At 36.8% G+C, this 26,893-nt stretch carries 26 protein-coding genes and 1 riboswitch; of the genes, 10 read left to right on the top strand and 16 right to left on the bottom strand.

Going from position 1 to position 26,893, the window contains the following annotated elements; all coding sequences use genetic code 11:
• Positions 1-5 precede the first annotated feature (5 nt).
• From SAY88_RS09950 to SAY88_RS09935, 4 genes are all read right to left on the bottom strand, one after another.
• Complete coding sequence (locus tag SAY88_RS09950) at positions 6-608, bottom strand: DedA family protein (protein ID WP_332631493.1); 603 nt, start codon at positions 606-608, stop codon at positions 6-8.
• A 60-nt stretch (positions 609-668) separates the two neighbouring features.
• On the bottom strand, positions 669-869 hold the full coding sequence (locus SAY88_RS09945; RefSeq protein WP_332631489.1) for a DUF6501 family protein: 201 nt from the start codon (positions 867-869) through the stop codon (positions 669-671).
• Between the two features lie 149 nt (positions 870-1,018).
• Positions 1,019-2,278, bottom strand: coding sequence for a 2-oxoglutarate dehydrogenase complex dihydrolipoyllysine-residue succinyltransferase (odhB, locus tag SAY88_RS09940; RefSeq protein ID WP_332631487.1), 1,260 nt, complete (start codon positions 2,276-2,278; stop codon positions 1,019-1,021).
• Positions 2,279-2,293: 15 nt separating this feature from the next.
• Positions 2,294-5,131, bottom strand: a complete 2,838-nt coding sequence (locus tag SAY88_RS09935; RefSeq protein ID WP_332631485.1) for a 2-oxoglutarate dehydrogenase E1 component — start codon at positions 5,129-5,131, stop codon at positions 2,294-2,296.
• Positions 5,132-5,424: 293 nt separating this feature from the next.
• Between SAY88_RS09935 and SAY88_RS09930 the strand changes: the two genes are divergently transcribed.
• Positions 5,425-6,012 (top strand): hypothetical protein, encoded by a 588-nt coding sequence (locus SAY88_RS09930; RefSeq protein WP_332631483.1) that lies wholly within the window; start codon positions 5,425-5,427, stop codon positions 6,010-6,012.
• Positions 6,013-6,183: 171 nt separating this feature from the next.
• On the opposite strand, the gene SAY88_RS09925 is transcribed toward SAY88_RS09930, so the two are convergent.
• The 3 genes from SAY88_RS09925 to SAY88_RS09915 all read right to left on the bottom strand — a co-directional run bounded on the left by SAY88_RS09925 (position 6,184) and on the right by SAY88_RS09915 (position 8,404).
• The gene (locus tag SAY88_RS09925) at positions 6,184-6,474 is read right to left on the bottom strand and encodes a hypothetical protein (RefSeq protein ID WP_332631481.1); all 291 of its coding nucleotides are present in this window, start codon (positions 6,472-6,474) and stop codon (positions 6,184-6,186) included.
• Between the two features lie 92 nt (positions 6,475-6,566).
• Positions 6,567-7,211: a nitroreductase family protein gene (locus tag SAY88_RS09920; protein WP_332631480.1), complete on the bottom strand. Its 645-nt coding sequence runs from the start codon at positions 7,209-7,211 to the stop codon at positions 6,567-6,569.
• A 71-nt stretch (positions 7,212-7,282) separates the two neighbouring features.
• Positions 7,283-8,404, bottom strand: a complete 1,122-nt coding sequence (locus tag SAY88_RS09915; protein WP_332631479.1) for a cysteine desulfurase family protein — start codon at positions 8,402-8,404, stop codon at positions 7,283-7,285.
• A 117-nt stretch (positions 8,405-8,521) separates the two neighbouring features.
• Between SAY88_RS09915 and SAY88_RS09910 the strand changes: the two genes are divergently transcribed.
• The 3 genes from SAY88_RS09910 (at position 8,522) to SAY88_RS09900 (ending at position 10,785) form a co-directional block, all read left to right on the top strand.
• Entirely contained in the window at positions 8,522-8,758 is a 237-nt protein-coding gene (locus SAY88_RS09910) for a hypothetical protein (protein WP_431308855.1), read from the top strand.
• Between the two features lie 94 nt (positions 8,759-8,852).
• On the top strand, positions 8,853-9,368 hold the full coding sequence (locus SAY88_RS09905; protein ID WP_250096334.1) for a manganese efflux pump: 516 nt from the start codon (positions 8,853-8,855) through the stop codon (positions 9,366-9,368).
• A 133-nt stretch (positions 9,369-9,501) separates the two neighbouring features.
• Positions 9,502-10,785: an ATP-binding protein gene (locus SAY88_RS09900; RefSeq protein WP_332631478.1), complete on the top strand. Its 1,284-nt coding sequence runs from the start codon at positions 9,502-9,504 to the stop codon at positions 10,783-10,785.
• 210 nt (positions 10,786-10,995) lie between these two features.
• Here the strand turns inward: SAY88_RS09900 and SAY88_RS09895 are convergent, their stop codons facing one another.
• The 3 genes from SAY88_RS09895 to SAY88_RS09885 form a co-directional block, all read right to left on the bottom strand.
• Positions 10,996-11,247 carry a hypothetical protein gene (locus SAY88_RS09895; RefSeq protein WP_332631476.1) on the bottom strand — a complete coding sequence of 84 codons (252 nt, stop codon included), beginning with the start codon at positions 11,245-11,247 and terminating at the stop codon, positions 10,996-10,998.
• Positions 11,248-11,406: 159 nt separating this feature from the next.
• Positions 11,407-11,574, bottom strand: a complete 168-nt coding sequence (locus SAY88_RS09890) for a hypothetical protein (protein WP_332631475.1) — start codon at positions 11,572-11,574, stop codon at positions 11,407-11,409.
• A 5-nt stretch (positions 11,575-11,579) separates the two neighbouring features.
• Positions 11,580-12,581: an AimR family lysis-lysogeny pheromone receptor gene (locus SAY88_RS09885; RefSeq protein ID WP_332631473.1), complete on the bottom strand. Its 1,002-nt coding sequence runs from the start codon at positions 12,579-12,581 to the stop codon at positions 11,580-11,582.
• Between the two features lie 297 nt (positions 12,582-12,878).
• Between SAY88_RS09885 and SAY88_RS09880 the strand changes: the two genes are divergently transcribed.
• From SAY88_RS09880 to SAY88_RS09865, 4 genes are all read left to right on the top strand, one after another.
• Positions 12,879-13,970, top strand: a complete 1,092-nt coding sequence (locus SAY88_RS09880; protein ID WP_332631472.1) for a CotS family spore coat protein — start codon at positions 12,879-12,881, stop codon at positions 13,968-13,970.
• A gap of 5 nt (positions 13,971-13,975) precedes the next feature.
• Complete coding sequence (locus SAY88_RS09875) at positions 13,976-15,901, top strand: glycosyltransferase family 4 protein (protein WP_332631471.1); 1,926 nt, start codon at positions 13,976-13,978, stop codon at positions 15,899-15,901.
• 112 nt (positions 15,902-16,013) lie between these two features.
• On the top strand, positions 16,014-17,111 hold the full coding sequence (locus tag SAY88_RS09870) for a CotS family spore coat protein (RefSeq protein ID WP_332631469.1): 1,098 nt from the start codon (positions 16,014-16,016) through the stop codon (positions 17,109-17,111).
• Positions 17,108-19,027: a glycosyltransferase family 4 protein gene (locus SAY88_RS09865; RefSeq protein WP_332631466.1), complete on the top strand. Its 1,920-nt coding sequence runs from the start codon at positions 17,108-17,110 to the stop codon at positions 19,025-19,027. The genes SAY88_RS09870 and SAY88_RS09865 overlap by 4 nt, the downstream gene beginning before the upstream one ends.
• A 144-nt stretch (positions 19,028-19,171) precedes the next feature.
• On the opposite strand, the gene SAY88_RS09860 is transcribed toward SAY88_RS09865, so the two are convergent.
• The gene (locus SAY88_RS09860; RefSeq protein WP_332631464.1) at positions 19,172-20,122 is read right to left on the bottom strand and encodes an NAD-dependent epimerase/dehydratase family protein; all 951 of its coding nucleotides are present in this window, start codon (positions 20,120-20,122) and stop codon (positions 19,172-19,174) included.
• Entirely contained in the window at positions 20,119-21,399 is a 1,281-nt protein-coding gene (locus SAY88_RS09855; RefSeq protein WP_332631461.1) for a UDP-glucose dehydrogenase family protein, read from the bottom strand. Before SAY88_RS09855 ends, SAY88_RS09860 begins: the two co-directional genes overlap by 4 nt.
• A gap of 260 nt (positions 21,400-21,659) precedes the next feature.
• Between SAY88_RS09855 and SAY88_RS09850 the strand changes: the two genes are divergently transcribed.
• The gene (locus SAY88_RS09850; RefSeq protein ID WP_332631458.1) at positions 21,660-22,481 is read left to right on the top strand and encodes a UTP--glucose-1-phosphate uridylyltransferase; all 822 of its coding nucleotides are present in this window, start codon (positions 21,660-21,662) and stop codon (positions 22,479-22,481) included.
• A gap of 225 nt (positions 22,482-22,706) precedes the next feature.
• On the opposite strand, the gene queF is transcribed toward SAY88_RS09850, so the two are convergent.
• The 4 genes from queF to queC are packed head-to-tail and all read right to left on the bottom strand — an operon-like array spanning position 22,707 to position 25,016.
• Positions 22,707-23,204 (bottom strand): preQ(1) synthase, encoded by a 498-nt coding sequence (gene queF / locus SAY88_RS09845; RefSeq protein WP_332631457.1) that lies wholly within the window; start codon positions 23,202-23,204, stop codon positions 22,707-22,709.
• 17 nt (positions 23,205-23,221) lie between these two features.
• Positions 23,222-23,929, bottom strand: coding sequence for a 7-carboxy-7-deazaguanine synthase QueE (gene queE, locus SAY88_RS09840; RefSeq protein WP_332631454.1), 708 nt, complete (start codon positions 23,927-23,929; stop codon positions 23,222-23,224).
• A complete protein-coding gene (gene queD, locus SAY88_RS09835; protein ID WP_332631453.1) occupies positions 23,926-24,351 on the bottom strand; it encodes a 6-carboxytetrahydropterin synthase QueD in 426 nt (141 codons plus the stop codon). Before queD ends, queE begins: the two co-directional genes overlap by 4 nt.
• Entirely contained in the window at positions 24,348-25,016 is a 669-nt protein-coding gene (queC, locus tag SAY88_RS09830) for a 7-cyano-7-deazaguanine synthase QueC (protein WP_332631451.1), read from the bottom strand. The genes queD and queC overlap by 4 nt, the downstream gene beginning before the upstream one ends.
• Positions 25,017-25,248: 232 nt before the next feature.
• Positions 25,249-25,292: riboswitch (PreQ1 riboswitch) on the bottom strand.
• Between the two features lie 122 nt (positions 25,293-25,414).
• Here queC and SAY88_RS09825 point away from each other — a divergent pair.
• Positions 25,415-26,647, top strand: a complete 1,233-nt coding sequence (locus tag SAY88_RS09825) for an aminopeptidase (RefSeq protein ID WP_332631448.1) — start codon at positions 25,415-25,417, stop codon at positions 26,645-26,647.
• Positions 26,648-26,893: the final 246 nt, after the last annotated feature.

Here is a 26,893-nt window from a genome sequence, read left to right as displayed (position 1 = left end):
ATAAACTAAAGCATGCGGCGCTGTTGCTGTTTTCGTCTTTTTATTACTTGCACAACAATAACAATGGTAAATAGGGCAAATAATGTATAAATTAAATTTTGGATAAAACTGTTCCAATCTTTGATTGAAGAGCCATAATAATAACCAATGAAGAAATAGATTGATAACCATATAAATGCAGAACTAAAACCAATCATAGCGAAAAGGCGATACGAAATGCCTGACATCCCAATACTAAATGGGACTGCATGACGAATAAAAGGAAAGAAATAACTAAAGCTAGCGGCTTTGAGACCATATTGATCTAGTAACTCTCTTCCTTTTTCAGCACGAGAATGCCAGATTGATTGACTTTTCTTATCAAAATTCGAATGTTGGTACACTGCATTCCCTATAACATACAGGATCGTTCCATGTAAAATAATACTACTAAAAATGACAAGAAAAGTAGGAACAGGATCTAATAGTTTGGTTGTTGCAAGTAAGCCACCACTCATTAACAATACTTCATTTGGTACAGGGAAGAAAAACAAGCCAATTGCTACAGTAAAAAACAATGCAATGTAGCCATATTGCTTAATAAAATCAATAAAAATCAATGTATCCATCGAACACCTCCTCCTTGTTTTCTTGTCCCATTAAGAAAAAGAAAGGCAGCAACCGCTGCCTTATCCTTTGAAGTAATCTTTATAATAACCGCCAATTTTCCCAGTATTATCAATTACAAAATAAAACTCGTCTGTTTCATTCTTTAATTCGTAAGACTTCCCTTTTGTTAATGCACGGTTAACCATATATTTTTTCGCATCTGTATGAACACACTCAATCGTGCGGATCGTTTGTTTATTAGACCATGTTTGATGTATCAAAAAACTCAACTCTCTTTCCACTATTCTATATGTATGCTTCCATTATACTGACTATCCTAAAAAATTGCCAACTTATTTACGTAGCTGTTACGAAACTTTAATATTTAACCAAAATAAGAGGCCGACCTAAGTCAGCCTCTTTCTTCTATTTAACCTTCAAGTAAAAGTGATTCAGGGTCTTCTAAAAGTTCCTTAACTTTTACAAGGAATCCTACAGCTTCTTTTCCATCAACAATACGGTGATCGTATGATAGAGCAATATACATCATTGGACGATTTTCAAAACGTTCCTTATCAAGAGCTACAGGACGCCATTGAATTTTATGCATTCCTAAAATTCCAACTTGAGGCGCATTTAAGATCGGTGTAGACATTAGTGATCCGAAAACACCACCATTTGTGATCGTAAATGTACCACCTTGTAAATCAGCAATTGATAATTTATTATCACGTGCTTTCTTACCTAGTTCACCAATTCCTTTTTCGATTCCTGCAAAGCTTAAGCGATCTGCATCACGCAGGACAGGAACTACTAAGCCTTCATCTGTTGATACGGCACAGCCAATATCATAGTATTTTTTAATTAATAACTCATCGCCTTGAATTTCAGCATTTAGTAATGGGAACTCCTTTAACGCGCCTACTACTGCTTTTGTAAAGAAAGACATAAAGCCAAGCTTCACACCATTTTTCTCAACAAATGCATCTTTACGGCGATTACGAACATCCATCACTGCTGTCATATCAACTTCATTAAAAGTTGTTAACATCGCTGCTGTTTGCTGTGATTCAACTAAACGTTTTGCAATCGTTTGACGACGACGAGTCATTTTCACTCGTTCTACTGGCTTAGCTGAGTCATCAGACGCAACAGGCGCTGCAGGGCTAGGGCTCTTTTTAGGTGCTGAAGGAGCAGATGCAGACTGTGTTGCCTGAGCCTTTGTTCCATGAGATTCCACGTCTTGCTTACGGACACGACCTAACGGGTCACCAGTTGATACCGTACTTAAATCGATTCCTTTCTCACGCGCTAACTTCCTAGCTGCAGGAGATGCAAGCGGGCGGTCTGTAGAAGATGGTGTACTTGCTTCTACTTCTGCTTTTGCTGCTGGTACCGCTTCTTTTTTAGGCTCTTCTTGAACAGCTTCGGTTTTCGTTTCACCTACAGCACTACCACTTTCGTCGATGACTGCAATTACTTCACCAACTTCAACTGTGTCACCTGGCTCTCTTTTAAATTCTTTAATAACACCAGAGTGCTCCGCTACAATTTCAATATTAACTTTATCAGTTTCAAGTTCAGCAATATATTCACCTTGGTTAATGTGCTCTCCAACTTGTTTTAACCATTGAGCAATGGTTCCTTCTGTAATCGACTCTGCAAGTTCTGGTACTTTAATCTCAATCACGGAAAAGGCCTCCTCTTATTGTTTACGTGTCAAAGACTCTGTTACAATACGTTCTTGCTCTTTTTTATGTGCGACTGGGTCACCTTCTGCTGGACTAGAACGATGCGTTCTACCGATGTAACTTACGGCTGTTCCTTCAGGTGTAATTTCACGAATACGAGATTCGATATATGGCCAAGCCCCCATATTTTTTGGTTCTTCTTGCACCCAAACGATTTCTTTTACATTTTTGAAACGAGCGAACAATTCTCTAATTGGCTTTTTCGCAAATGGATATAACTCTTCTACTCGTGCAATATGCAGCCAATCCCAGTTTTGATCGCTATTTTTTTCAATACGATCAGCAAGATCAATCGCTATCTTACCGCTACATAAAATAAGTCGTTCTACTTGTTCTGGTTTTTGACCAAGCCCTTCTTGCTCAAATACAGGCTTAAATTCTCCCTCTGTAAACTCAACATGTGAAGAAGCAACAACTTGATTCCGGAGCAAGCTTTTTGGCGTCATAATAATAAGTGGACGAACGGAATCTTTTTCAAGAATTTTTGCCTGTCTTCTTAAAATATGAAAATACTGTGCTGCTGACGTACAGTTAGCAATCGTCCAGTTATTTTCTGCTGCTAGAACAAGGAATCGTTCAACACGACCACTTGAATGTTCTGGTCCTTGACCTTCATATCCATGCGGTAATAAAACAACAAGACCAGATTTTTGTCCCCACTTAGCACGACCTGCTGAAATCCATTGGTCAAACATAACTTGTGCTCCGTTTGCAAAATCTCCAAACTGAGCTTCCCATAGAACAAGCGTTTCTGGAGCTTGCACATTATAACCGTACTCAAAACCGACAACCGCTTGTTCTGAAAGCGGGCTATTGTATACTGCAAATGATGCATTTGCTTTTTCAAACGTCTGTAATGGAGTATGCACTTCATTTGTTTCACGATCATGTAACACTAAATGACGGTGAGCAAACGTCCCACGCTCTGAATCTTGCCCTGTTAACCTGATTGGAGTACCATCATGTAAAATCGTAGCAAACGCTAACGTTTCTGCTAACGCCCAATCGATTTTTGCATTTTCTTCAAATGCTTGAAGACGACGCTTTAAAATTTTCTCAAGCTTAACATTTGCATTAAATGTCTCTGGCCAAGCTAACAAATCTTCATTAATTTCCTTAAGCGTATTAAATGGAACGCTCGTTTTTACTCTAGGTAAGCCATTGACGACATAATCAGGTGGTGACATCTCTTTTGGTTGATTTGATTTGTTGGCAATCACATCATCATATTGAGATTGTAAGTAATCTTGAGTTTCTTTATCTAACTTATCTCCATACTCATTATCAATAACTGACTTCTCTGTAAGCTGATTTGCATAAATTGAACGTACTGTTGGATGCTTACGAATAATGTTATATGTTGCCGGTTGTGTCACAGCAGGTTCATCCATTTCATTGTGACCAAAACGGCGGTAGCCAATTAAATCGATGAGGAAATCCTTTTTGAAACGCTTGCGATATTGAACAGCTAAATGGATTGCAGCTAAGCAAGCTTCTGGATCATCCGCATTGACGTGGACAATTGGAATTTCGAACCCTTTCGCTGGATCACTGGCATATGTAGTAGAACGCGAATCATATGTCTCAGTTGTGAATCCAATGTTGTTATTTGCTATTATATGAAGAGACCCGCCAGTCTGATAACCATTTAATCGGCTAAGGTTTAACGTTTCTGTAACAATTCCTTGACCAGGAAACGCTGCATCTCCATGGATTAAGACAGAATACGCTTTTGTAACCGATTGTTCAGGGAAACCTTTTGAAGTCCTTACTTCTTGAGCTGCTCTTGCATACCCTTCAACAATTGGACTAACAAATTCAAGGTGACTTGGGTTATTTGCTAGTGATACAGTAGCTTCAGCTGTATTCTCTTCCCTAATTTGACGATCAGCACCTAAATGGTACTTTACATCTCCTGTCCAACCATTTATTCCTGCTGAAACTCCAGCTGGATCTAAATTTTTACTTGGTGCATGTAAGAATTCAGAGAAGATCATCTTGTATGGTTTGCTTAACGTATGAGCTAACACATTTAATCGTCCACGGTGCGCCATTCCAATAAGAACATTTTGCGTTCCTTCATGAACAACTTCGCGAACAGCTTCATCAAGCATTGGTACTAACATATCTAATCCTTCGATTGAGAAGCGCTTTGCACCTACGAACGTACGATGTACAAACTTTTCAAAACCTTCTACTTGCGTTAATCTTGTCAGAAGATTAAGACGTTGTTGCTTTGTTAAGTTTGGTACATACATACCAGACTCAACCATTTTAATTAACCACTCTCTTTCTTCCATATCATGAACATGGTTAAATTCAAATGCAGTGGTTTTTGTATAAACTTCTTTTAAGTAGTTAATTGCATCCAACCCATTTTTTACATGTGCTGGTGCATGTTCACAGATCATATCAACAGGTACTTGCTTTAAGAATTCTTCAGTTAAATTATAGTGACTCAACTCTAAAATTTGAGGATATCCTGATTGTTTGAAAATCGGGTTTGTGTCTGAAACTAAATGCCCTTTTCTTCGAATCATATCCGCTAACTTAACTGCATTGACAAAATTCCTAACCATATTAGGTGAGGCAGCAGAAACATCTGGGGTAGCACTTGGTTTACTTTCATTTTCTGAAGGTGGTGGACCCCAAATATCAAATAATTCTCGCAAATCTTCTTCTACAGCTTCTGGATTTTTGGAATACTCTTCGTAAAGCTCAATTGCTACGCCAAGATTTGGACCATGAAACCCTTGCCATGGCTCTTCCGCTTTGTGCCCCTTGCTTGACATAAGATGATTACCTCCTAGTTTAACTTCAAGTTAAATCTATGAATTTTTATAATTGTAACGCTTTCATTACCATTTTAACATAATTGTCACATTTGTTAAAGAATATATCTACTTATTCATAGATTTATTTCATTCACTCATTTGACAAAGAACGTTACAATATAAAGAGTAGAAATTAGAAGTACTCTACACTAAAAAGTGTAAATCTTTTTTTAAAGAAAATCTAGTTTTTCCATAAAAAAAGGAATTTTTTTCACTTTTTTATTTAGTCTTCAAAAAAAGGAATGAAATTAATGATTCAGTTCGACAAAATCAACAAACAAATCCTTTCTTCTGCATGCCTACAATGTGAAGATGAATATTTTCAACCACCAAGTAACAACATTCCAAAAGTCGGATGTTGTTCTTATAGTCCAACATTTTACTTACTTGAAATTGCTAAAATGATAAACAGAGATGAAGTCTTTTTTCAAAATCATATATTACGACATCCCAAAGCTCATATCTCGCCATTTCATATAACAGTTCAAGCAAAAGTGCACCCTGACTATGCACACATTGCAAACAAAGAGTCACTTTCAAAATTAGCAGCAGATGACCTACGACATGCTTATTCGGTTTGTCAATATTTCAAATATGAAAAAGGGTGTTCACTTGACCCTTCATTTAAAAACTCCGTTTGTCGTTCTTTTATTTGCCTTTCAATTGAAGCTCACTTAAACAAGAAGGAAAAAGAGTCGCTTCAATCTTGGACGCATATGATTAAACATGAAGAGTCTCTTTTTCAACGTACGCATGAAGAAGCGTTAAAGAAATTGGGTATGGACTTGCAGTCAGATCCCTCCGCAGTAGTCGACTATTTCAAAACTTTACAAAATTAGAAGGGGGTGTCTCAAAAGGTTTGTTTTTTGACCTTTTGAGACACCCCCGAAGCAATGAGCGTAGTCGCTACATCTTTTAAAAGCCTTGAGAGGAGTGGGTTTCTCCTCTCAAGGCGCGTAGTGAACGGAGCCATTGCCTCCGCTGTTTCGGACTTTTTGCACCCCCCCTCTTTATTTAGGTTGATGATTCCGATGCGCTTGAAACCAATTTGAAATTTGATTCTTTTCATTCTCTGTAAATTGAAATAGCGGAGAATCACACCCCTCTTCTCGTAAGATAATTTGTAAAATGTCATTTGACTGTCCTACAATAACAAGTGCTTCTGGCTCCTGTAATCCCTCAGGGGTATTTCCTTCAAATGTAACAATATAATGTTTCCATTGTTGAACATTATATGAGTCAATTATTCGTAAATTAGAAAACGTACATTCTGTATACTTTTCAAACGTCAAATCAATCATTGTCTTTTTCTCACTTTCTAACTCTTATTCTAAATCAAACTATTTATAGGTTGGCTGGTTCTCTATGAACTAGCCAACCTCTGAACTATAATTTAAAATGAATTGTACGTAACTATCTTGTCCAATGTTTTTCTTGAGGAAGGATACGCTTCTTTTGCAGCTTTCCCAACAGTAATTAGCATAATAGGTGTAAAGCGATCGGGCACATGAAATTTATTAATAAATTCCTGTTGTTTAAAGCCACCGATTGGGCAAGTATCATAGCCCTTTGATTTTGCTGCTAGCATAAACTGCATTGCCGCTAACGATGCATTTAGAAATGCCGCATCTCGAGCAAAGCTGCCCCCTCTTTTATACGCTCCGTTGATTTGATCAACGAGTGTATTTTTTATTTCTTCAGACATGAATCCCTGTTTGACAGCTTCTTGGTAGACTCCTTCAGCTTCTTTGTTTGCTTCTAAATCTCCTAACACGGCAACTACAGCAGATGCATCTACAATTTGCTGTTGGTAATAAGCAATAGGGAGGAGCTCCTCTTGTTTCTTTTGATCTTCTATAACTAAGAACCGCCAATGTTGTAAATTCCAAGCAGATGGTGCAGTAATCGCTGCTGTGAGCATTTCCTCAAGCTCTGCTTTTGAGATCTTATAATTAGACTCGTAATGTTTTACCGAATGACGTTCTTCCATTATATTATCCAAAACATTTTTTTCTTGTTGACGTAATCTTATAGACATGATGTGACACTCCTTTTATTCTTGTACCTGTTATACTATCGAAGAAATACGTTTTCTGTAAAATTAAATGCTTATCCTAATCGATATTGAAGTAACCTGACCGTCTCTTCTAACTGTTGCTTTGTCGTATTCCTGCCAAGACTAAAACGGATTGTTCCTTTTCCATCCTCTGGTTTTACGCCCATCGCTTTTAAAACAGGTGATAATGTCACCTCACCTGAATGACAAGCTGATCCGGTTGAAGCAGCAACCTCTGGAACTGCATCCAATATATCCTGACCGATCCTATTTGCAAAACTCACATTTAAAGTGTTTGGCAAACATTCGTCGGGATGGCCATTCACTCGAATTTGATGAGGAAAAGCTTGCTTAAGCAATGAAAGGAAATATTTTTTTTGCTTAAGAATATCTGTCCCCTCCTCTAAATAACGACTTGCACTTTCACTCGCAGCTCCTAGTCCTGCGAGTAAGAGAACATTTTCTGTCCCTGCCCTCATGCCGTTCTCATGACCCGCTCCATGAATATACGGATCAATCTTCACACCCTTACGTATATAAAGTGCACCTACACCTTTTGGCGCATACAATTTATGTCCAGCTATTGATAAAAAGTCAACATGTAGCTGTTCTACATCGACAGGAACTTTCCCTATAGATTGTGCTGCATCTGTATGGAAGAGAATCCCTCTTTCACGAGCAAGTTCCCCTATCTCTTCAATCGGTTGTAACGTCCCGACTTCATTATTCGCATGCATAACTGTGATCAGAATCGTATCTGGACGAATGGCCTTCTCTATCTCTTTTACAGAAACTTGTCCAAATTGATCTACATCCACATAAGTGACCTCTGCCCCAAATTTCTCAAGATACCGTAATGGTTCACGTACAGCCGGGTGTTCAATTGTTGTCGTAATCATATGCCTTCCCTTACTTTGATACTTTTCAAAGACATTCTTAATTACATGATTATTCGATTCACTCCCGCCACTAGTAAAGATAATCTCTTCCATTTGAGCTCCAATTAGGCTTGCTACTTGTCCCCTTGCCTTTTCAACTACTTTTTTTGCTTCTACTGCAGCAAAATGACTCGTCGATGGATTTCCATAGTGCTCGCTTAAAAAAGGTGTCATAGCCTCAACCACTTCTGGCATAAGGGGGGTACTCGCATTGTAATCTAAATAAATTTGTTTCATTAGTTATTAAACCTCCGCTTTCTTTTCATAACCACAGTGTATCAGCTTGAGGTACATCATGTATAACTATTCGTTTTCGAAACACGCTAAAGAAAACTCAAATAGGAGTTGATTCATGTGGAGATGAAATTAGAATCAAACGAAAGTAAGGTTCCATGTTACGTTACTGTTGAACCCAAAGATGGCATCTTTAAGCTTCAGACTTTTGATACAAGTGACCGTACCTTTCGAAGTGGTCATGAACTTCTTGCTTGGGTAAAGAAAAACTGGGAACCGATACAGTTTCAAAACCCTTCTGAATATCAACAACTTCTATATGCAGTTGCTCAAGAATTGCAAAACGGCTACAAATAGCCAGTTCCCAATTTTTCACCTATTTTTTCCACGCGATTCTAAACAAGACAGGCATGCATATATTTACTTGAACGACTTTCATTGGGGTGAGTATATGCTTGCTTTTATTTTGCTTCTTCTTCTCTCCATGCTTGTTAGCATTGACGCCTTCGCAATCGGATTTTTATTTGGACTAAAGAAAATCCGTATTCCTTTACTTGTCGTGGCAATGATTGCCCTTTTTTCAGCTTTTGTCGTTTTCTTTTCCATGGGCATTGGGCGGTTTATCGGTGATTTAGTTCCTACTTCGATTATTCAAACGATGGCAGGAATACTTCTTATTGGAATAGCAGTGTTTAATCTTATCTATGAAATACCTCTTTATCGACGTTCTTATTTCGTGATGATCGCACTTTTAATGAATGTTGATAGTTTCGGATACGGCATTCAAGCCGGATTGTCGGATCGTTCATTTTGGTTTGCACCAATGGCAGGAATGATAATCTTTTTCGCATTTATCATCGGTGTCATCCATGGTCACGAAATCAAAAGTCGATTTATTATTCGATATATGGCCTATATTCCGAGTATCCTTTTCCTTTTGCTAGGCATAAGCAAGCTACTTTTTTAACAATTTTAGGGGTTATCCCAAAAGGTTAAAATCATACCTTGTGGGGTAACCTCTTTATAAGATTAGTTAGACAATTCTTTTACAAACTATTACTATTAATAAAAAGGCTTAAATGGAAAGGAATAATTTTCGTATGTCTTCACGAGATTTTGAATTAACCTCAAACTTACGTCTATCTTCAGGTTGTCATATACTTTATAGTTATAGTCAATTAGATGCATACGTAAATAATGCTATCAGTTTTATTCAAGAAGGTCTAGATAAGGACCAACAGATCGTATTTATTGATTCAAAAGAACATATGAATAAATTGATTCCTTTGTTAGAAACAAAACAGCACTCCGATCAAATACTTTTTTTGAATGCAGATCATTATTATTGTTTTCAAGATGGTATCGAGCAAACCGTTCGGAACTACCGACAGTATATAAAGCCTTTCTTGCAATCTAAGAAACCTATACGAATATGGGGAAATGTTAATAGTAGTTACGATGTTCAAGCTGAGCTACTTAAAGCGTATGAATGCACTTGTAACGAATTCGTAAAGAAGATGGATAACACATTAATGGTTTGTGCTTATGATGGTCAAAAATTATCTGCTGCCATGCTTGAAGATATGTTATATTACCATGAATATTTTATGACGGATACATCGTTAGTACCATCTAATCTCTATAATCGAGATCAAAAATCGGTTGCCTTCCCTTCTATCTATGAGCAAATCAAACGTGAGAAAAAGACAGAAGATTTGATGATCCGTTCTGAAAAACTATCAATGGCAGGTCAATTTGCAGCTGGTATAGCTCATGAAATACGAAATCCTTTAACGTCTATCAAAGGATTCTTTCAGCTTATTAAAGAATCTACTAACAAAGATATATATTACAAGATTATTGAAGAAGAACTAGATAAAATTGAACAAGTTTCCAATGAAATGCTTATTTTAGCCAAACCTCATTCAGACTTGCGGCATTCACATGAAATTCTGCCGCTTATAAATGATGTGAAAATGTTATTAGAAACTCAAGCTATTATAAAAAACATTTCCATTTTTACTGAATTCAAAACGAATAACCTCTGTATTTATTGTGAGGACACCAAAATTAAGCAAGTTCTAATTAATTTAATTAAAAACGCAATTGAAGTAATGAATCAAGGTACAATCACGATTACAGTAGAAAAGACCGACTCGCATGTCATTCTTTCCGTAAAGGACGAAGGTCCCGGAATTTCTAAAGAAAACATAAAGAAATTAGGAGAGCCTTTTTACACAACGAAACCAAAAGGAACTGGCCTTGGCTTGTTAGTATGTCAGAAGATCATTGAATCACATGAGGGCTCACTAACAGTTGAAAGTCAGGAAGGAACCGGGACAACATTTACCATTGAATTGCCCTTACATACACCAAACAATTAAAAACAGAGCAATCGACAAACAGCAGAATATTCTGTCCATTTTTATCAATTCCTGCGCTTGCCTCGGAAATAGCAATGTTATTACCAGTTCCTTACAAAAAAAAAAAAAAAAACAAGTGGAAGCCCAATGAGACTTTCACTTGTTTTTTTCCTGTTACATTCTATTTACCATGTTGTTGTTTAATTTTACATACTTAAGAAGTTAACTTTTTTATCTAACAATTCCTCTACTATGTTGTTTTGCAACAGAAATCTCAAAATAACTGTCATCATCCTCATATATTCGATCGATAATAATTAATACATCCTCAAAAGCGACAGAATGATTGTTAGTATGATTCTCATGCATAAACTGGATCATCTTTTCTATTTCAGCGTTAATTTTATGATTAAGGTCTTCCTCACTAGTTTTCTTACTTCTTATGCTATCATTAAAATCCATCGGATATTTAGGGATATTCATCGACCTTACCTTCTTCCATACTAAATTTACTATAATCATAATAGTTTAGATAGGAGGAATCAAGGATTGAAATATTTAAGGAAATCTGTCCTTTTGGCAGAAGAAAATCCATCTAATTTAGATGGATTTAAAATTATGTATTTAAATAGTTGAATCTCATTACATTACAGCATTAATTGAATTAATTCGAATATAATCACTTGGTGCAGCTATCTCAACAGGCTCACTATTTATCCTTATATAATCGGATGGTGCTGCGAAATCAGTTTTAGGAATTGCAATTACTAGAATAGCTAAAATTAACATACTAATGATTAATCTTTTCAATTGGCTCATCTCCCTTTAATTATCTTATCCAACTCATTAGTAGCAAGTTGTCTATAATAAAAGTCTCCAGACAGTTCAAAAAACCTACTTGATTTTTCAAAAAAAACTCTATCTCCTGATATTAAGCCTTTATAATAATAATTAAAGGCTTTTAAGTAATCATTGACTATTTTAGATTCAATCTCATCAAGCAATTTTAGAGCATCATCTGGTTTGCCACTCTGAATTAAATAATATGCAAACTCTTGTTTATTATCTAAGTTAGATAGTTTCATGAAATTTAAATTGACGCTTTCTAACTCTTTCCAATAACAATAAGTAAAGTTTAAATTTTTGTTTATAACTGTTTTTAATGCCTCATGTTTAAGTTCTTCAGAAAGAGCTAACGATTTTTTAAAATAATTCACTGCTTGCGCTTTATCGTTTAGAATATATGAATTCGCTAGTCCAAGTAAAGCTACAGATTTCATTGTAGGTGTCAAGGCAAATTCAACAATGTTTTCCCCACATTCTCTCGACTTCTCTACATCGTTTAAATGTAAATAGACACTTTGCATTGTAACCATATAACGGCACAACAACGATGTCTTCATAAACCCTTCCTCTAACCTGCAGATCTCTGCATTCACTAATTCGCTTAATGAAGCAATCATTTCGAATTCTTTCTGACTTGAATAATTATATAGCTGAAAGACTTTAATTAATGTTGAGAGTTCTGGAGCTCTTACGGTTGTATACGTTAACTGTTGGATAGCTTCGATCAGATTCATTTCTTGTTTGTAGACGAGGTGATCAATCTTATAAACCTCTGCCCATTCCCTACTCTCCTCACTAGAGCTATCTAGTAATCTACCAATTAACGTTTCTACTAAATCGGATTTACTATTAATGACTAAGAATTCCAGTGATACTCTAGCTAAATAAGAGTTAGGATCTACGCTGTTTACAAACTCTTCTAGATTGTCAATTTCACTAAAAGTTTCTGCAGTAATCTCTTTCATAACCATTAGCTATCATACCTTTATATTATATTTATTAATCCAAATATATGCTACCTTATCTACTTAAGTCAATTAAGGTCTAAAAAATTATTAATCTTCTTCAAAAATTCAGAACTTATTTATTATTCAATTAACATTTTATCCCTGTTTAATTGAATAGTCTAGTATTTTATTAAACTAATGTCCTACCTATTTTTTCCACAATAATCATGCTTTTTCTACATAGTTAGGTGCTTATCTATACGATTGCGTCTTTTTATGAATATGGTACTAGTGACCTTAATTGAAACTGGAGGGATTATTATGTCAGAACAACTTATCGTGCCTTGGGATATAGATGGTACTCTTGAAGATGATTTTTTTGTACCGCAATATATTTGGGATATGTCTGAAGTTGTCTTAACTCATTACGACCTAAAAGTAAGTAATCTTGAAGTTATCACAACAAAAGCGGACAAAGGTGGCCTAATTTGGAAAATGGATACAGATAAAGGCCCATTTAGCTTAAAAATTTTACACCGACGTCCTGGAAGAAGTCGTTTTAGTCTTGGAGCTCAAGAGTATTTAGTGAAAGAAAAAGGCGCTAGAGTGCCTCCCTTGTACAAAACAAAATCAGGAGAAATTTATGTTGAAATGGGAGGAAAGCTTTGGTTTGTTGCTGAATGGGTCGAACCACTTTACCCAGTTGGCAATGACTTAGAAGGAGCAAAATTACTCTGTCATGCGCTAGGAGAATTTCACCGCTTATCAAAAGGCTATGTCCCTCCAAAAGGATCTGAAAAACCTTCGCGAATTCATCGTTGGCCTAAATCTTATGAAAAGACAATAAAGAAGATGGATTGGTTCCGAAACATCGCCAACGTTTATCCAGAGATGACAGCTAGTAAAGCAATTTTAGCCCATGTTGATATGTTTGAAGAACAAGCAAAAAAAGCTTATGAACAATTACAACAATCTTCATATTATGAGTTAGCTGCACGAGGAAATACAGCTTGGGGATTAGTCCACCAAGATTATGGTTGGTCAAACGGACAAATGGGACCGAATGGGATGTGGATTATCGACTTAGACGGTGTCGCGTATGACCTACCAATAAGGGATTTACGAAAACTTATTACCGGGCAGATGGATGATATGGGATACTGGGATGTCAATTGGATGAAAGGTATGATTGAATCCTACCACGAAGCCAATCCAATTGAAGATGCACTATATGAAATACTTCTCATAGACATGTCACTACCAAATGAGTTTTACAAAAATGTAAAGGAAATGGTCTATGAGCCTATGGTCTTTCTAGACACTGAAGTTGAGACCCTTTGCAATACGATTGCCGAAACAGACAAATCAAAATGGCCAGCAATTGAAGAACTAAGGGAGTGGAAAGGGGTTTAATCAACATGAAGATATTAATGATTTGTACAGAAAAGCTGCCTGTACCTGCAGTTAAAGGCGGGGCAATTCAAACGTATATTGATGGTGTATCCTCAAGTTTAAGTAAAAAACATGAACTTACCATTCTCGGTTCTTCTGACCCTTCATTGCCAATGGATGAGAAAGTAAACAATGTTCGCTATGTCCGTACTCCTGGAGGCTTACTTGAGGATTATCGAGATGGTGTAAGACAATTTTTACAAAGCGAACCAGACTCTTTTGATCTAATCCATATATTTAATAGACCAAGATTGGTCCTTGCCGTTCGCGAATGTGCACCAAACGCTCGTATTGTGTTAAGTATGCACAATGACATGTTTAAAAGGGAAAAAATTGAACCAGAGGAAGCCGCCGCTGCCATAGAACAACTCGATAAAATTATTACAATTAGTAATTATATTGGTACAGCAATTACTGATTTATTTCCTCAAGCCGCCCCAAAGATCCAGACCATTTATTCAGGGGTAGATATCAATCGATTTGCTCCCCCTCATTCAAAAGATGCTCGAGACATGCGACAAGCAATTAGAAACGAGCACAATCTTGAAGGAAAAAAGGTTATCTTATTTGCCGGAAGACTTTCAAAAAATAAAGGAGCAGATGTCCTTGTTCAAGCAATGCCAGAGGTTATAAAAAAACATCCTGATACAGCCCTTGTTATCGTTGGAAGTAAATGGTTTAGTGTGAATGAAGTCAGTGATTATGTTGCCTATGTGCGCGCGCTCGCTTCTAGGCTTCCTATTCCAGTTGTGAATACAGGCTTTGTAGCTCCTAGTGAAATTCAAAAATGGTTTGCAGCTGCCGATGTATTTGTTTGCCCTTCTCAATGGGAAGAGCCACTAGCTAGAGTACATTATGAAGCAATGGCTTCTGGACTTCCTGTCATTACAACAAAACGTGGTGGAAATCCCGAAGTCATTACACCAAATGAAAATGGCTTTGTTGTTGAACAGCCTGAGGATCCGAAAGCTTTCGCGGACCTTATCATTCCGCTTCTCTCAGACCCTAAACTTTCGAAAAAGCTCGGGTTGAACGGTAGAAAATTAGTTGAAGAAAAGTTTACATGGGATCGAGTGATATCTGATATTTCCGGTGTCTGGGATGACATTAAAAATAAGATCGAAAACAATATTCCTGTAATCTCGGAAGAACAAAGCAACAGTGAGAGCACCGTTGATCCTGTAGAGCAACATGTTGCAGAATCCGAAGAAGAAGTGGCAATAGTTAGCACTCCCACTCTTGAGGACAGCTCTACAGTTGAGCATCTGCAAGTAAAAAATGAAAGTGTATTTGAAAACGAAGAGGCTATTGAAGAGATTTCTACGATAGATAACCTAGGGGACTCAGAAGAAGAAATCGGTTCTGAACCTACTTTTGAAGAAACCCCTACTTCAGAAATCGGTTCTGACAACAATTCACTTGAAGACGATGTTGTAGATAACGCAACAGATAAACAGTCTAATCTCCTAGATAATCTAGAAGAAATTTATTTAACAAATAACGATGAACAAACGACTGTACAACATATACTTGACTTAGTAAACAACATGTCCAAACAACAATATTCAGATGATATGACATTCAACAACTTGCTAGATATAAAAGCAATATTAGAGAATCTTAATAAAAGAAGGAAAAGAACTAGAAAAAGAACGCTTCGTCCTAAATCCAAGCTCGTAACAAAGCGAAATGCTACTGAGTTATATAATCTACAACAACGAAGCAAAAAATCAGCAGACAAAGATCGATTCAGCCAAGTTTATAATCTACTTCACAATAATTCATTACCTCAACCTAAAGAAAATTCAAAAGAGCTATTCGATCAAATAAACGCGTTAACAACAGCGAAATTGCTTAGTAAATTGTACAAAAGAAGACATTCATCTTCATAAATGCAAAACAGTTCAAAATCCCTCCTTTCTTTTATTTAAAATAGGTGCTTATCTATACGAATTTCCTATAGATGAATACCTTAGTAATGATAAAAGGAATGGAGGGAAAAAAATGTCCGAAAAACTCATCACACCTTGGGATGTAGACGGTACATTAAATGACGACTCCTATGTACCTTCCTATATTGAAGATATGGCATATCAAGTATTGACACATTACGATCTCACTGTTAGCAACCTTGAGGTTATTGCAACAAAAGCCGATAAAGGGGGACTGATTTGGAAGATAGAAACAAATCGTGGCCCATTTAGTTTAAAGGTCTTACATCGGCGTCCAACAAGAAGTTTGTTTAGTCTTGGCGCACAGGCTTATTTAGTTGAAGAAAAGAGTGCTAGAGTTCCGCCTATTTTCAAGACAAAAACTAGGGACGACTATGTTGAAATGGGTGGAAAGCTTTGGTTTATAGCCGAATGGATTAACCTCACTAAAGCCTCGGAAGATTTAGAAGGAGCAAAATTACTTTGCGCTGGCCTTGGAGATTTTCACCGCCTTTCAAAAGGATATGAGCCTCCTTATGGAACAGAAAAACCATCCCGACTTTATCGTTGGCCAAAGAAATATGAAAAGATGATTAAGAAAATGAACTGGTTTCGGGATATCACAACTGCCTATCCAGAAATGCCGGCTAGTTCAACCATTCTTTCTGTGTTAGACATGTTTGAAGATCAAGCAAAGAAAGCTTTAAGTCAATTAGAAAGTTCTAATTATGACAAGTTAGTAAAAAAAGGTAATAAAGAATGGGGATTGGTCCATCAAGATTATGGTTGGGCAAATGGTCAGCTTGGACCTGACGGAGTTTGGCTAATTGACTTAGACGGTGTTGCGTATGACCTTCCGATAAGGGATTTACGAAAGTTAATAACAAATCAAATGGAAAAGCTTGGAGCTTGGGACTTAGAATGGATAAAGGGCATGATTGAAGCATATCATGAAACAAATCCAATTGATAAAGATCTTTATCATATTCTTTGGATCGACATGTGTCTACCAAATGAATTTTATTTACAAGTAAAAGATATGGCCTATAACCCTACCGTTTTTCTAAATGAAGAAGTAAATACTGTCGTTAAGAATATTATTGAACTCGATCAATCAAAATGGCCCGTGTTAGAAGAGCTGAAAGAATGGAAAGGAGCATTTACGGAATGAAGATACTATTAATCTGTACTGAAAAGCTTCCGGTTCCAGCAGTTAGGGGGGGAGCAATCCAAACCTATATCGACGGCGTCTCTTCTCATTTAAAAAATAAACACGACCTAACCATCTTAGGAACAACAGATTCTTCTCTTCCCGAAGATGAAACAGTTAACAACATTCGTTATGTTAGAAAACCTGGTGGACTCGTTGAAGTATACCGTGAAGGAGTCAAACAATTTCTTAATGATAATACGTTTGATGTGATTCATATCTTTAATAGACCGAAACTTGTTCTCCCAGTAAGAGAATCGGCCCCACATGCTAGAATAATATTGAGTATGCACAATGATATGTTCAAGCCTGAAAAAATAGATCAAGAAGAAGCTACCTCAGTGGTTGAAGAACTAGATAAAATAATCACAGTCAGTGATTATATTGGTCGCACCATTTCAGATCGGTTCCCAAAGGCAAAAGCCAAATTAAAAACGATCTATTCCGGAGTTGATATCTCCCAATTCGTTCCACCAAAATCAGATCAAGCAAAAAAAATGCGGCAAATGATTCGTAAAGAACATAATCTCGAAAACAAAAAAGTGATTTTATTTGCAGGTAGACTTTCTCCAAATAAAGGTGTCGATGTTCTTATTCGTGCAATGCCTGATGTAGCTAAAAAACATCCTGATGCGGCTCTTGTTATTGTTGGGAGTAAATGGTTTAGTGTTAATGAAGTAACGGACTATATCGGCTATGTCCGTGCCCTTGCAGCACGTTTACCTATCCCAGTCATAAATACTGGATTTGTCCACCCTACTAAAATTCAAGAATGGTTTGCCGCTTCAGATGTTTTTGTTTGTACCTCTCAATGGCAAGAGCCTCTAGCACGGGTTCATTATGAGGCTATGGCTTCAGGTCTACCTATCATTACGACCAATAGAGGTGGAAATGCAGAAGTTATCAACCAAAATGAAAATGGGTTTGTAATCAATGATCCTGAGCAACCAGAACCATTTGTCGAACACCTCACTAATTTGCTTTCTAACCCTTCTCTTTGTGAAAGGCTAGGCTCTAACGGTCGAAAGCTAGCTGAAAAACACTACACATGGGATCGAGTAATTGATGAAATTCAAAGTGTGTGGGATGAGGTTGAAAATAGAATCATACAAGGAATTGCGATTAAAGAAGTGGATCAAGTAACAGAGTTGAACTCTATTGACCCATCGCAATTAGATGAAGTAATTGAGGACTTAAATAAGCAAGTTTCTTCAAATGACGAAGGGGCTTTTGAGACTGATTCAGTTTCGTTATCCTCTGATGAAAAGACTACTCCTATCCAGGACGTTATTACAGATGTAAATGAACAAGTCGCTTCGGATAACGAAGACTCTTTCGAGGATGCCGCAGTTTCGTTATCCTCTCAAGAAAGTACTACTCTTATCCAGGATGTCATTGCAGATCTAAATGAACAAGTTGCTTCCGATGACGAAGACTCTTTCGTGAATGCTGCAGTTTCGTTATCCTCTCAGGAAAAGGCTACTCCTATCCAGGACGTCATTGCAGATCTAAATGAACAAGTCGCTTCGGATGATGAGGATTCCTCAGAGTCAAACGTCATTGAACTCTCGGAGAATCCTTTATCAAGAAAGAGGCGGCTGCGGAAACTATTTTTATCCGAACTACCGAAACAAGAAGACTTGTTAGATATCTTATTAGCAAGGGTTCAGCAAAAAGCCGAAGCAGATAAAGATGATGATAAAGATGCAGTGAATTCCGTCATGGCCGATATCTACAGCCTTCTGAAGAGTCAAAATTCTCCAACTGAGAAGAAAAAAGAATTTATTGAAACAGTTAATGACATTACTACAGCTAAACTTTTCCAAAAATTAGAGTCTAAAAGACAACGTAATCATAGGCGCAGAAGGAGCCTCTAAATCACGAAAAAGTCAGAAGGGGTTATTCCAGACGGTTTTGACCTTTTGGAATAACCCCGAGCAATGGCTTCGCACGCTGCAAGGTCACTGAAAAGGGAAAATCACCCTTTTAGTGCCCTCTTTCCACGCTGACTTTTTTCTTTTTTAAATATTAGAATAGATCCTTTCAAGATATTTAACCTCTTCCGTTAACCCTGTCTTTAAATCAACTTTTGGCCTATACTCTAACAGTGTTTCCGCTTTTTTTATATCTGCCCACGTATGCTTTGGTTCTCCAATTGCAGCTTCAACGAAATGAAGGGTTGCTTTTTTATTTAATAATCTTTCCAATTCGTAAATAATATCCAAAACTGACGCTCTTTCTTTCCCACCGATATTAATTGTTTCTCCTATGACTCCTTTTGCGTGTAAAACAGATGCAGTTGCAATGACACAATCTCGGATAAAAGTAAAATCGCGAGTTTGTTTGCCATCTCCATAGATGGTAATTGGTTGGCCTGTCATCATATTTTTAATAAATTTATGAAAGGCCATATCACTCCTTTGCCTTGGACCATAGACTGTGAAATACCTTAATATAACAGTAGGAACCCTAAAACTTTGACGATAAACATGACATAAATATTCTCCCGTTAATTTGGTTATGCCATAAGGAGACATTGGTTCTAAGATTGCATCTTCAGACACCTTCCCTGTTTTTTCTCCATAGACGGAAGAGGTTGATGAATAAATAAATTTCTTTATAGGAAAATGCTTACTTGCTTCAAGCAACCTTTGTGTTACATCTATATTATTCGTTACATAGCTTTGGAAATCTGGCCCCCAACTGGAACGAACTCCAGGCATCCCAGCTAAATGAAACACATAATCTACATCAGTAAGATATGATCTCCAATTTACATTTAAAAGATCTTCCTCATAAAAGGTAAAACGCGGGTGATTTAATAACGACTTTAGATTTTGTCTCGTAATGTTTTCTGGAGTAGGACCGATAAATGAGTCAATCCCAATCACCTCCACTTTTTGATCCTCAAGTAACCTTTCGACTAGATTTGATCCGATGAAGCCTGCTGCACCCGTAACTAGTATTTTCATGGTCTAGCTACCCCCAAATACATTAATCCATTTTTTCTCAGCTTATATGGTTGGAGACAATTTCGACAATCTAATACTATGTCACCACGCATCTGTGCACTAACTTTCTTCCAGTCTGCCTCGATAAATTGCTTCCATTCAGTTGCAATAATTAGGATATCTGAATCTTTAATCGAGTCATACATATCCTTGTATGTGATCGTATTGTGAATGTCCGGAGACACGATCGGATCATATAAATGAATTTGAGAGCCTTCCTTTACAAGTCGGTCAATTAATTTAATTGCTTGAGAATGCCTTAAATCATCTGTATTCGGCTTAAATGTGGCACCCCATACAGTGATTTTTTTATTTTGGTAATTGGGAATTTCTTTTTCGAGTTTAGCAATATAATGGTCTATGATACTGTTATTTACTGTTTGGGCGGCTTGTAATAGATGCGGGGTAATATTTTTTTTGATTGATTGATGTTCTAGGGAAGACAAATCTTTTGGTAGGCATGAGCCGCCATAGCCTAACCCTGCTTGTAAGAAATGATGACCTATTCTTGGGTCCATACCAATTCCTAGTGCTACATCTGTAATATCTACATCATAAACATCTGCAATTTTCGCAAGTTCGTTTATGAACGATATTTTCACTGCTAAAAAAGCATTAGAGGCATATTTAATCATTTCCGCCCCACTTAGACTAGTAACGATATACGGGGCATCAATAAAGCGATACAGCTTTTGTAATGTTTGTACAACCCTATGTTCTTTAACTCCTATAACAATTTTATCTGGATAAAGCATATCATGGATAGCTGTACCCTCACAAAGAAATTCCGGATTAGAAACAACGTCAAAGTTTTCTTTTAATACACCTTTTTCAATTAGTTTTCGCTCCAACTCTTCATTCGTCCCAAGAGGCACAGTACTTTTCGTAATAACGAGTTTATACGTATCTATTAAAGGAGCTAGCTCGTTTGTAACACCTTCAAAAAAACGAAGGTCCGTTCTCCCATCATTGTCCTGTGGAGTTCCAACTGCAATAAAGATTAAATCACTTTTTTTTACAGCTGTTGCTAAGTCTGTCGTAAATAACAAATTGCCTTTCTTTGTATTTTTCACAAGCATTTCTTCAAGCCCTGGTTCATAAATAGGTATCTCGCCTCTTCTTAGCATTTCTACTCTTTCTTTTTGCTTATCAACACAATGAACCTGATGTCCATAATTTGACAATACAGTAGAGGTTGTCAAACCTACATACCCTGCCCCAATCACACATACATCCATAACGTCGACTCCTCTTAACAGAAATTAAATTGATCTTATATATATTATTGAAAAAGGGCCTAAGTAGTGAATTAGTTATAGGAAAATAAACATTCGTCTACTTCCTTTGTTACCTTCAAATTAATGTTTAACTGACATCTTTCGAAAAGACCCAATTCTATAAAAAATACTATGTTTATAAGTTTAATTCCGTAAGACAACTTTCTCTTCCTTGCTTGACCGAATAGGATAAAAAAGTCATAAGTATAGGGGGGAAATAAATGAAAGTAAAGAAGGCTATTATTCCAACAGCAGGATACGGTACGAGAAGCCTCCCAATTACAAAAGTGGTTCCAAAAGAAATGTTCCCTATTGATGGTAAACCAGCTATCCATTATATAGTTGAAGAAGCTATTTCTTCAGGCATCGAGGAGATATTAATTATTGTTTCAAGAAACAAAAATATGATCATAGATTATTTTGACAGATCTCTAGAACTTGAAACTTTTTTGGAAAGAAACAATAAAAGTCATTTAATAAAATCGATTTCTGTTCCAGATGTCCATATTCAATTTGTTCGTCAACCTGTCGCAAGAGGGCTTGGTGATGCCATTCGCTTAGGGAAACCATTTGTTAACGATGAACCTTTCGCTGTTCTTCTACCCGATGATATCTTTATAGAAGAAAAGCCTGTCATTGGGCAATTAATGAACGCCTATCATGAAGTCCAGTCAAATGTAATTGGAGTAAAAGAAGTTCACAAGGAATCATTAAAAAACTATGGAGTTATTGGTGGAACACCATTCAAAAATCAATTACATGAGATAAACGACCTTGTCGAAAAACCAAAAACATCTCCACCATCAAATTTAGCGGTTATTGGTCGTTACGTATTAGACCCAAGTGTGTTTATGTATTTATCTAAAACAAAACCAGGAAGCGGCGGTGAAATTCAGTTAACTGACGCTCTGAAAGAGATGCTCGAAACAAGTAAGAGTTATGGCTATGAGATAAAAGGAGAACGATACGATATCGGTTCTGGAGATGACTATTACAATTTATTAATGCAAATGCGGATGATGAAGAGTCTAGGGACTGATTGATAAATACAAAGAGTCATCGCCTAGATCTAACCCTTATTACTTTAAATGTTAGGGATATAAAAGAAGAAATTCTTCCACTGATATGTCGCCAGTCAATTTATTTTTGTCTTAAAAAGAGTACCTTTTTTCCAAAAAGGTACTCTAATCACGGATTTAGTTGGTCATGCTTACATTTTCATAAATATTCTGGTCAGCCAATTTCATCACTTTTAAGTCGAATTAGCATTATCGATTATCAACTGTCTCTGGATACAAATCATGATTCATCATTCGATACTCTGCCATTTTTTCATACTTAGTACCAGGCTTACCATAATTCGTGTATGGATCTATGCTAATTCCACCACGTGGAGTAAATTTGCCCCATACTTCAATATAGCGAGGGTCCATTAACTCAATGAGGTCATTCATAATAATATTCATGCAATCTTCATGAAAATCACCATGATTACGGAAACTAAACAAATATAGTTTTAATGACTTACTTTCAACCATCTTCACATCAGGAATATAGCTAATATAGATTGTAGCGAAGTCTGGTTGATTCGTCATCGGGCATAATGATGTGAACTCAGGACAATTAAATTTTACAAAGTAATCACGATTTTGATGTTTATTTTCAAACACTTCTAAGACAGAAGGGTTATAAGAAAAGTCATAGGCTGTCCCTTGATTTCCAAGTAACGTTACCCCTTCTAGTTCTTCTTTGTTTCTTCCACTCATAGTTTTTCTCTCCTTCTTTATACGCCACGTTTGTTTCCCCAAATGAGGGTATGAAGCTGTGGCAATACCTTTGCATCATTCATAACTTGCGATTTTGTCGCTTTTTCAATTAACCATTCATAGCGTTTTAATAATGAAGACAACAAAGCACGATCATCTGTCGTAGCTACGTCCTCATTGCCAATTTGTAAATAAAACGGTATATGTGGGTAGCGTAAATGAATGGTTTCTGCAAAACAAAAGTCTTCATCATCAAAGACCACCACTTTTAAACTTACATTTCTATCTACAAGTTCTTTTACATACAAATCTAACTTTTCATAATTGGTTTCCATCAATGAACTTGGCGGCTTCGGTGATATGGTGATATCGTCAATTTTTTTCATCCAAGCTTGCCAAATAGATCCTTGCGTTTCAATTGCCACTTTCCAGCCTTGTTCATGACAAAGGTCCACAAGTTCTGCAATGCCTTTATGCAGCGCAGGATTTCCTCCTGAAATCGTTACATGGGAAAATAAATCACCACCGATTTGTTTTAATTGCTCAATAATTGACTCTGCTTCCAATAACTCACTTCTGGAAGATCCGTCCCATGTAAAGCTAGAATCACACCAGGAACAGGAATAATCACAGCCACCAGTTCTAACAAACATCGTCTTTTGACCAATGACCATCCCTTCCCCTTGTATCGTTGGACCAAACACTTCCATTACCGGAATCTTCATGCTAACTCCTCCGGTTTCGGCCGATAAACGACATAACTAGTCGGTGTTTCACGAACGACAACTTGCAGGCAATTCGGTTTGTTAACCTGAGTTTGCAACTCTGTTTGAACAGCATTCCAAATTTGCTCAGCTACTCTTTCCGTTGTCGGAAATACTTCTTTAAATTCAGGATGATCATTTAAAACAGTATGATCAAAGCGTTTATGAACGATTTCTTTGATTCGTTTGAAATTAATGAGAAACCCTAAATCATCTAGAGTATCTCCACCAATTGTAATATTAATAAAATATGTGTGTCCGTGCATATTTTTGCATTGGCCCGCTGCATCATTTGGGATAAAGTGAGCAGCTGCTACATGCATATCTTTATTTAACTCATAGCGATACGTGTGAGGCACCTGAGGGTAGAATTGCTGCATCATACGTCAATCCCCCTTTGTTTTTCCAAAAGGTAGGTTTCTAACCCATTCTTGCGCAAATCACATGATGGGCAGTTTCCGCATCCATCACCACGTATACCATGATAGCAAGTTAATGTTTTTTCTCTAATGAAATCAAGCGCATTTAATTGGTCAGCTAACTTCCATGTTTCAGCTTTATTTAACCACATAAGCGGTGTATGAATGACAAATTGCTCATCCATTGCTAGATTTAGCGTGACATTTAATGATTTAACAAAACTATCTCGACAATCAGGATATCCGCTGAAATCTGTTTCACATACACCGGTAATAATATGTCGTGCTCCAATAGCTTGTGCGTATACTGCGGCAAACGATAAGAATAAGTGGTTACGACCAGGAACAAATGTAGATGGTAGTTCTCCGTTCTCCCCTTCTTTTACCTCTATATCATGTCTAGTAAGAGCGTTAGCTGATAGTTGGTTTATTAAAGTCATGTCAAGTACATGAAAGGAAACTTCTAATTCTTCGGCAATCTCACGTGCGCATTCAATTTCATCACGATGGCGCTGTCCATAGTCAAAAGTAACTGTTGCTACTTCTTTAAATTGATCAAGAGCCCACAATAAACAAGTAGTACTATCTTGACCACCACTAAAAACAACGACCGCTTTTTCATTTCTCATGTCTCATTTCTCCTTTTTTTAAAAGTTTACAGTCGAACTTCAACATAAACTCTTCTTGAAGAAAGAGCATTCGATAACTCCAAACGGGTATATTTGTTCTCCTCCACTCATATTGTCTATTTATTAGGGGACATTATGAATAGCGTAATTAGAAAGTACCTATTCTAATTACGAACAAAATATTGTCTTTTTATAAACGACAAGAAAACTGTACTCTTTTGGCTGTACAGTTAACACCTTAGTTTTTTATAGAGGGAGTTTGCGAACCTCTTGTCTTTTTCCACTTTATATAATATCACAAAAGTATTCTATGTCGCTATTCTTTTCACATAGTTGCAAAGTTGATAAAATAGATAATGCAGGTAAATTTATACATAATAGAAAAGAGGACTGATGATATGTCAACCTTTCAAGAGAATTTAGAAAAATATGCAGAACTTGCGGTGAAAGTCGGAGTTAACATTCAACCAGGGCAAACACTTGTCGTTAGAACACCTTTAAATGCTGCAGAATACGTTCGTGCGGTAGCAAAAAAAGCATATGAAGCTGGCGCAAAAAATGTTCATGTTGAATGGAACGATGAAGAGCTAACAAAAACAAAATATGAGCTAGCGCCAGATGAAGCGTTTCATGAGTTTCCAGAATGGGTGGCAAAAGGCTATGAAGAAATGGCCGAAAATGGAGCTGCTTTCTTAAGCATTACCGGATCAAACCCAGATTTATTAAAAGATGCAGACCCTGAACGAGTATCAAATGCAAACAAAGCAAGCGGCAAAGCAATGGAAGGTTTCCGCTCATACATTATGTCTGACAAAATTAGCTGGTCTATCGTTGCAGTGCCTTCTTTAGGATGGGCAAAAAAAGTATTCCCTGAAGACTCTGAAGAGAAAGCCGTTGAAAAATTATGGGAAGCAATTTTTGTAGCCACTCGTATTAATCAAGCCGATCCTGTTTCAGCGTGGCAAGAGCATCTATCATTACTTGATGATAAAATGAATGCGTTAAATGAAAAGCACTACCATGCTCTTCACTACACGTCTGAAGGAACAGATTTAGTAATTGAATTACCTGAAACTCATTTATGGGTAAGTGGTGGAAGCGTGAATAAGGATGGGGTCCAGTTTGTAGCAAATATGCCAACAGAAGAGGTTTTTACATCAGCTAAGAAAACGGGTGTAAATGGAACCGTATCTAGTACGAAGCCATTAAATTACGGCGGAACGCTCATAAATAACTTCTCCCTTACGTTTAAAGACGGAAAAGTGGTTGATTTTAAAGCAGAAGAAGGATATGAAACATTGAAGCGTTTGCTAGACACCGATGAAGGTGCACGTTTTATTGGAGAGGTAGCCCTCGTCCCGCATAAATCACCTATTTCTGATACGAATATCCTCTTTTACAATACGCTATTTGATGAAAACGCATCAAACCACTTAGCTATTGGCTCAGCCTATGCATTCTGCATTGAAGGGGGAAAAGACATGAACAAGGAAGAACTCGAACAAAATGGTTTAAACACAAGCCTAACACACGTTGACTTCATGATCGGTTCAGCGGATATGAACATCGATGGAGTGTACGAAGACGGAAAGCGTGAACCGATCTTCCACGATGGGAATTGGGCGTTTTGATAAAATCATTTAGATATAACAGCAATCCTTCAAACAAGGGATTGCTGTTTTTAGTTTGATTTCATAATTTTTAACATAAACTATGTAAAAAATGTTGTAAATATTCGAAATTTTTGGTATTTATAATCGCGAAAACATATTAATCTTATATGTTTTAAAAACTTATTACTTTAGCACAGCGGTAATATGTCAACACCCTAAAACTAGAAAATTGGAAATTGATTTAACTACAATCAAAAAAATCCC

The sequence above is a fragment of the Halalkalibacter flavus genome, assembly GCF_036663575.1.
Lineage (GTDB): Bacteria > Bacillota > Bacilli > Bacillales > Bacillaceae_D > Halalkalibacter > Halalkalibacter flavus.
Note: the sequence above shows the minus strand (reverse complement) of the source record. Positions and strands in the feature narration are given on the sequence as shown.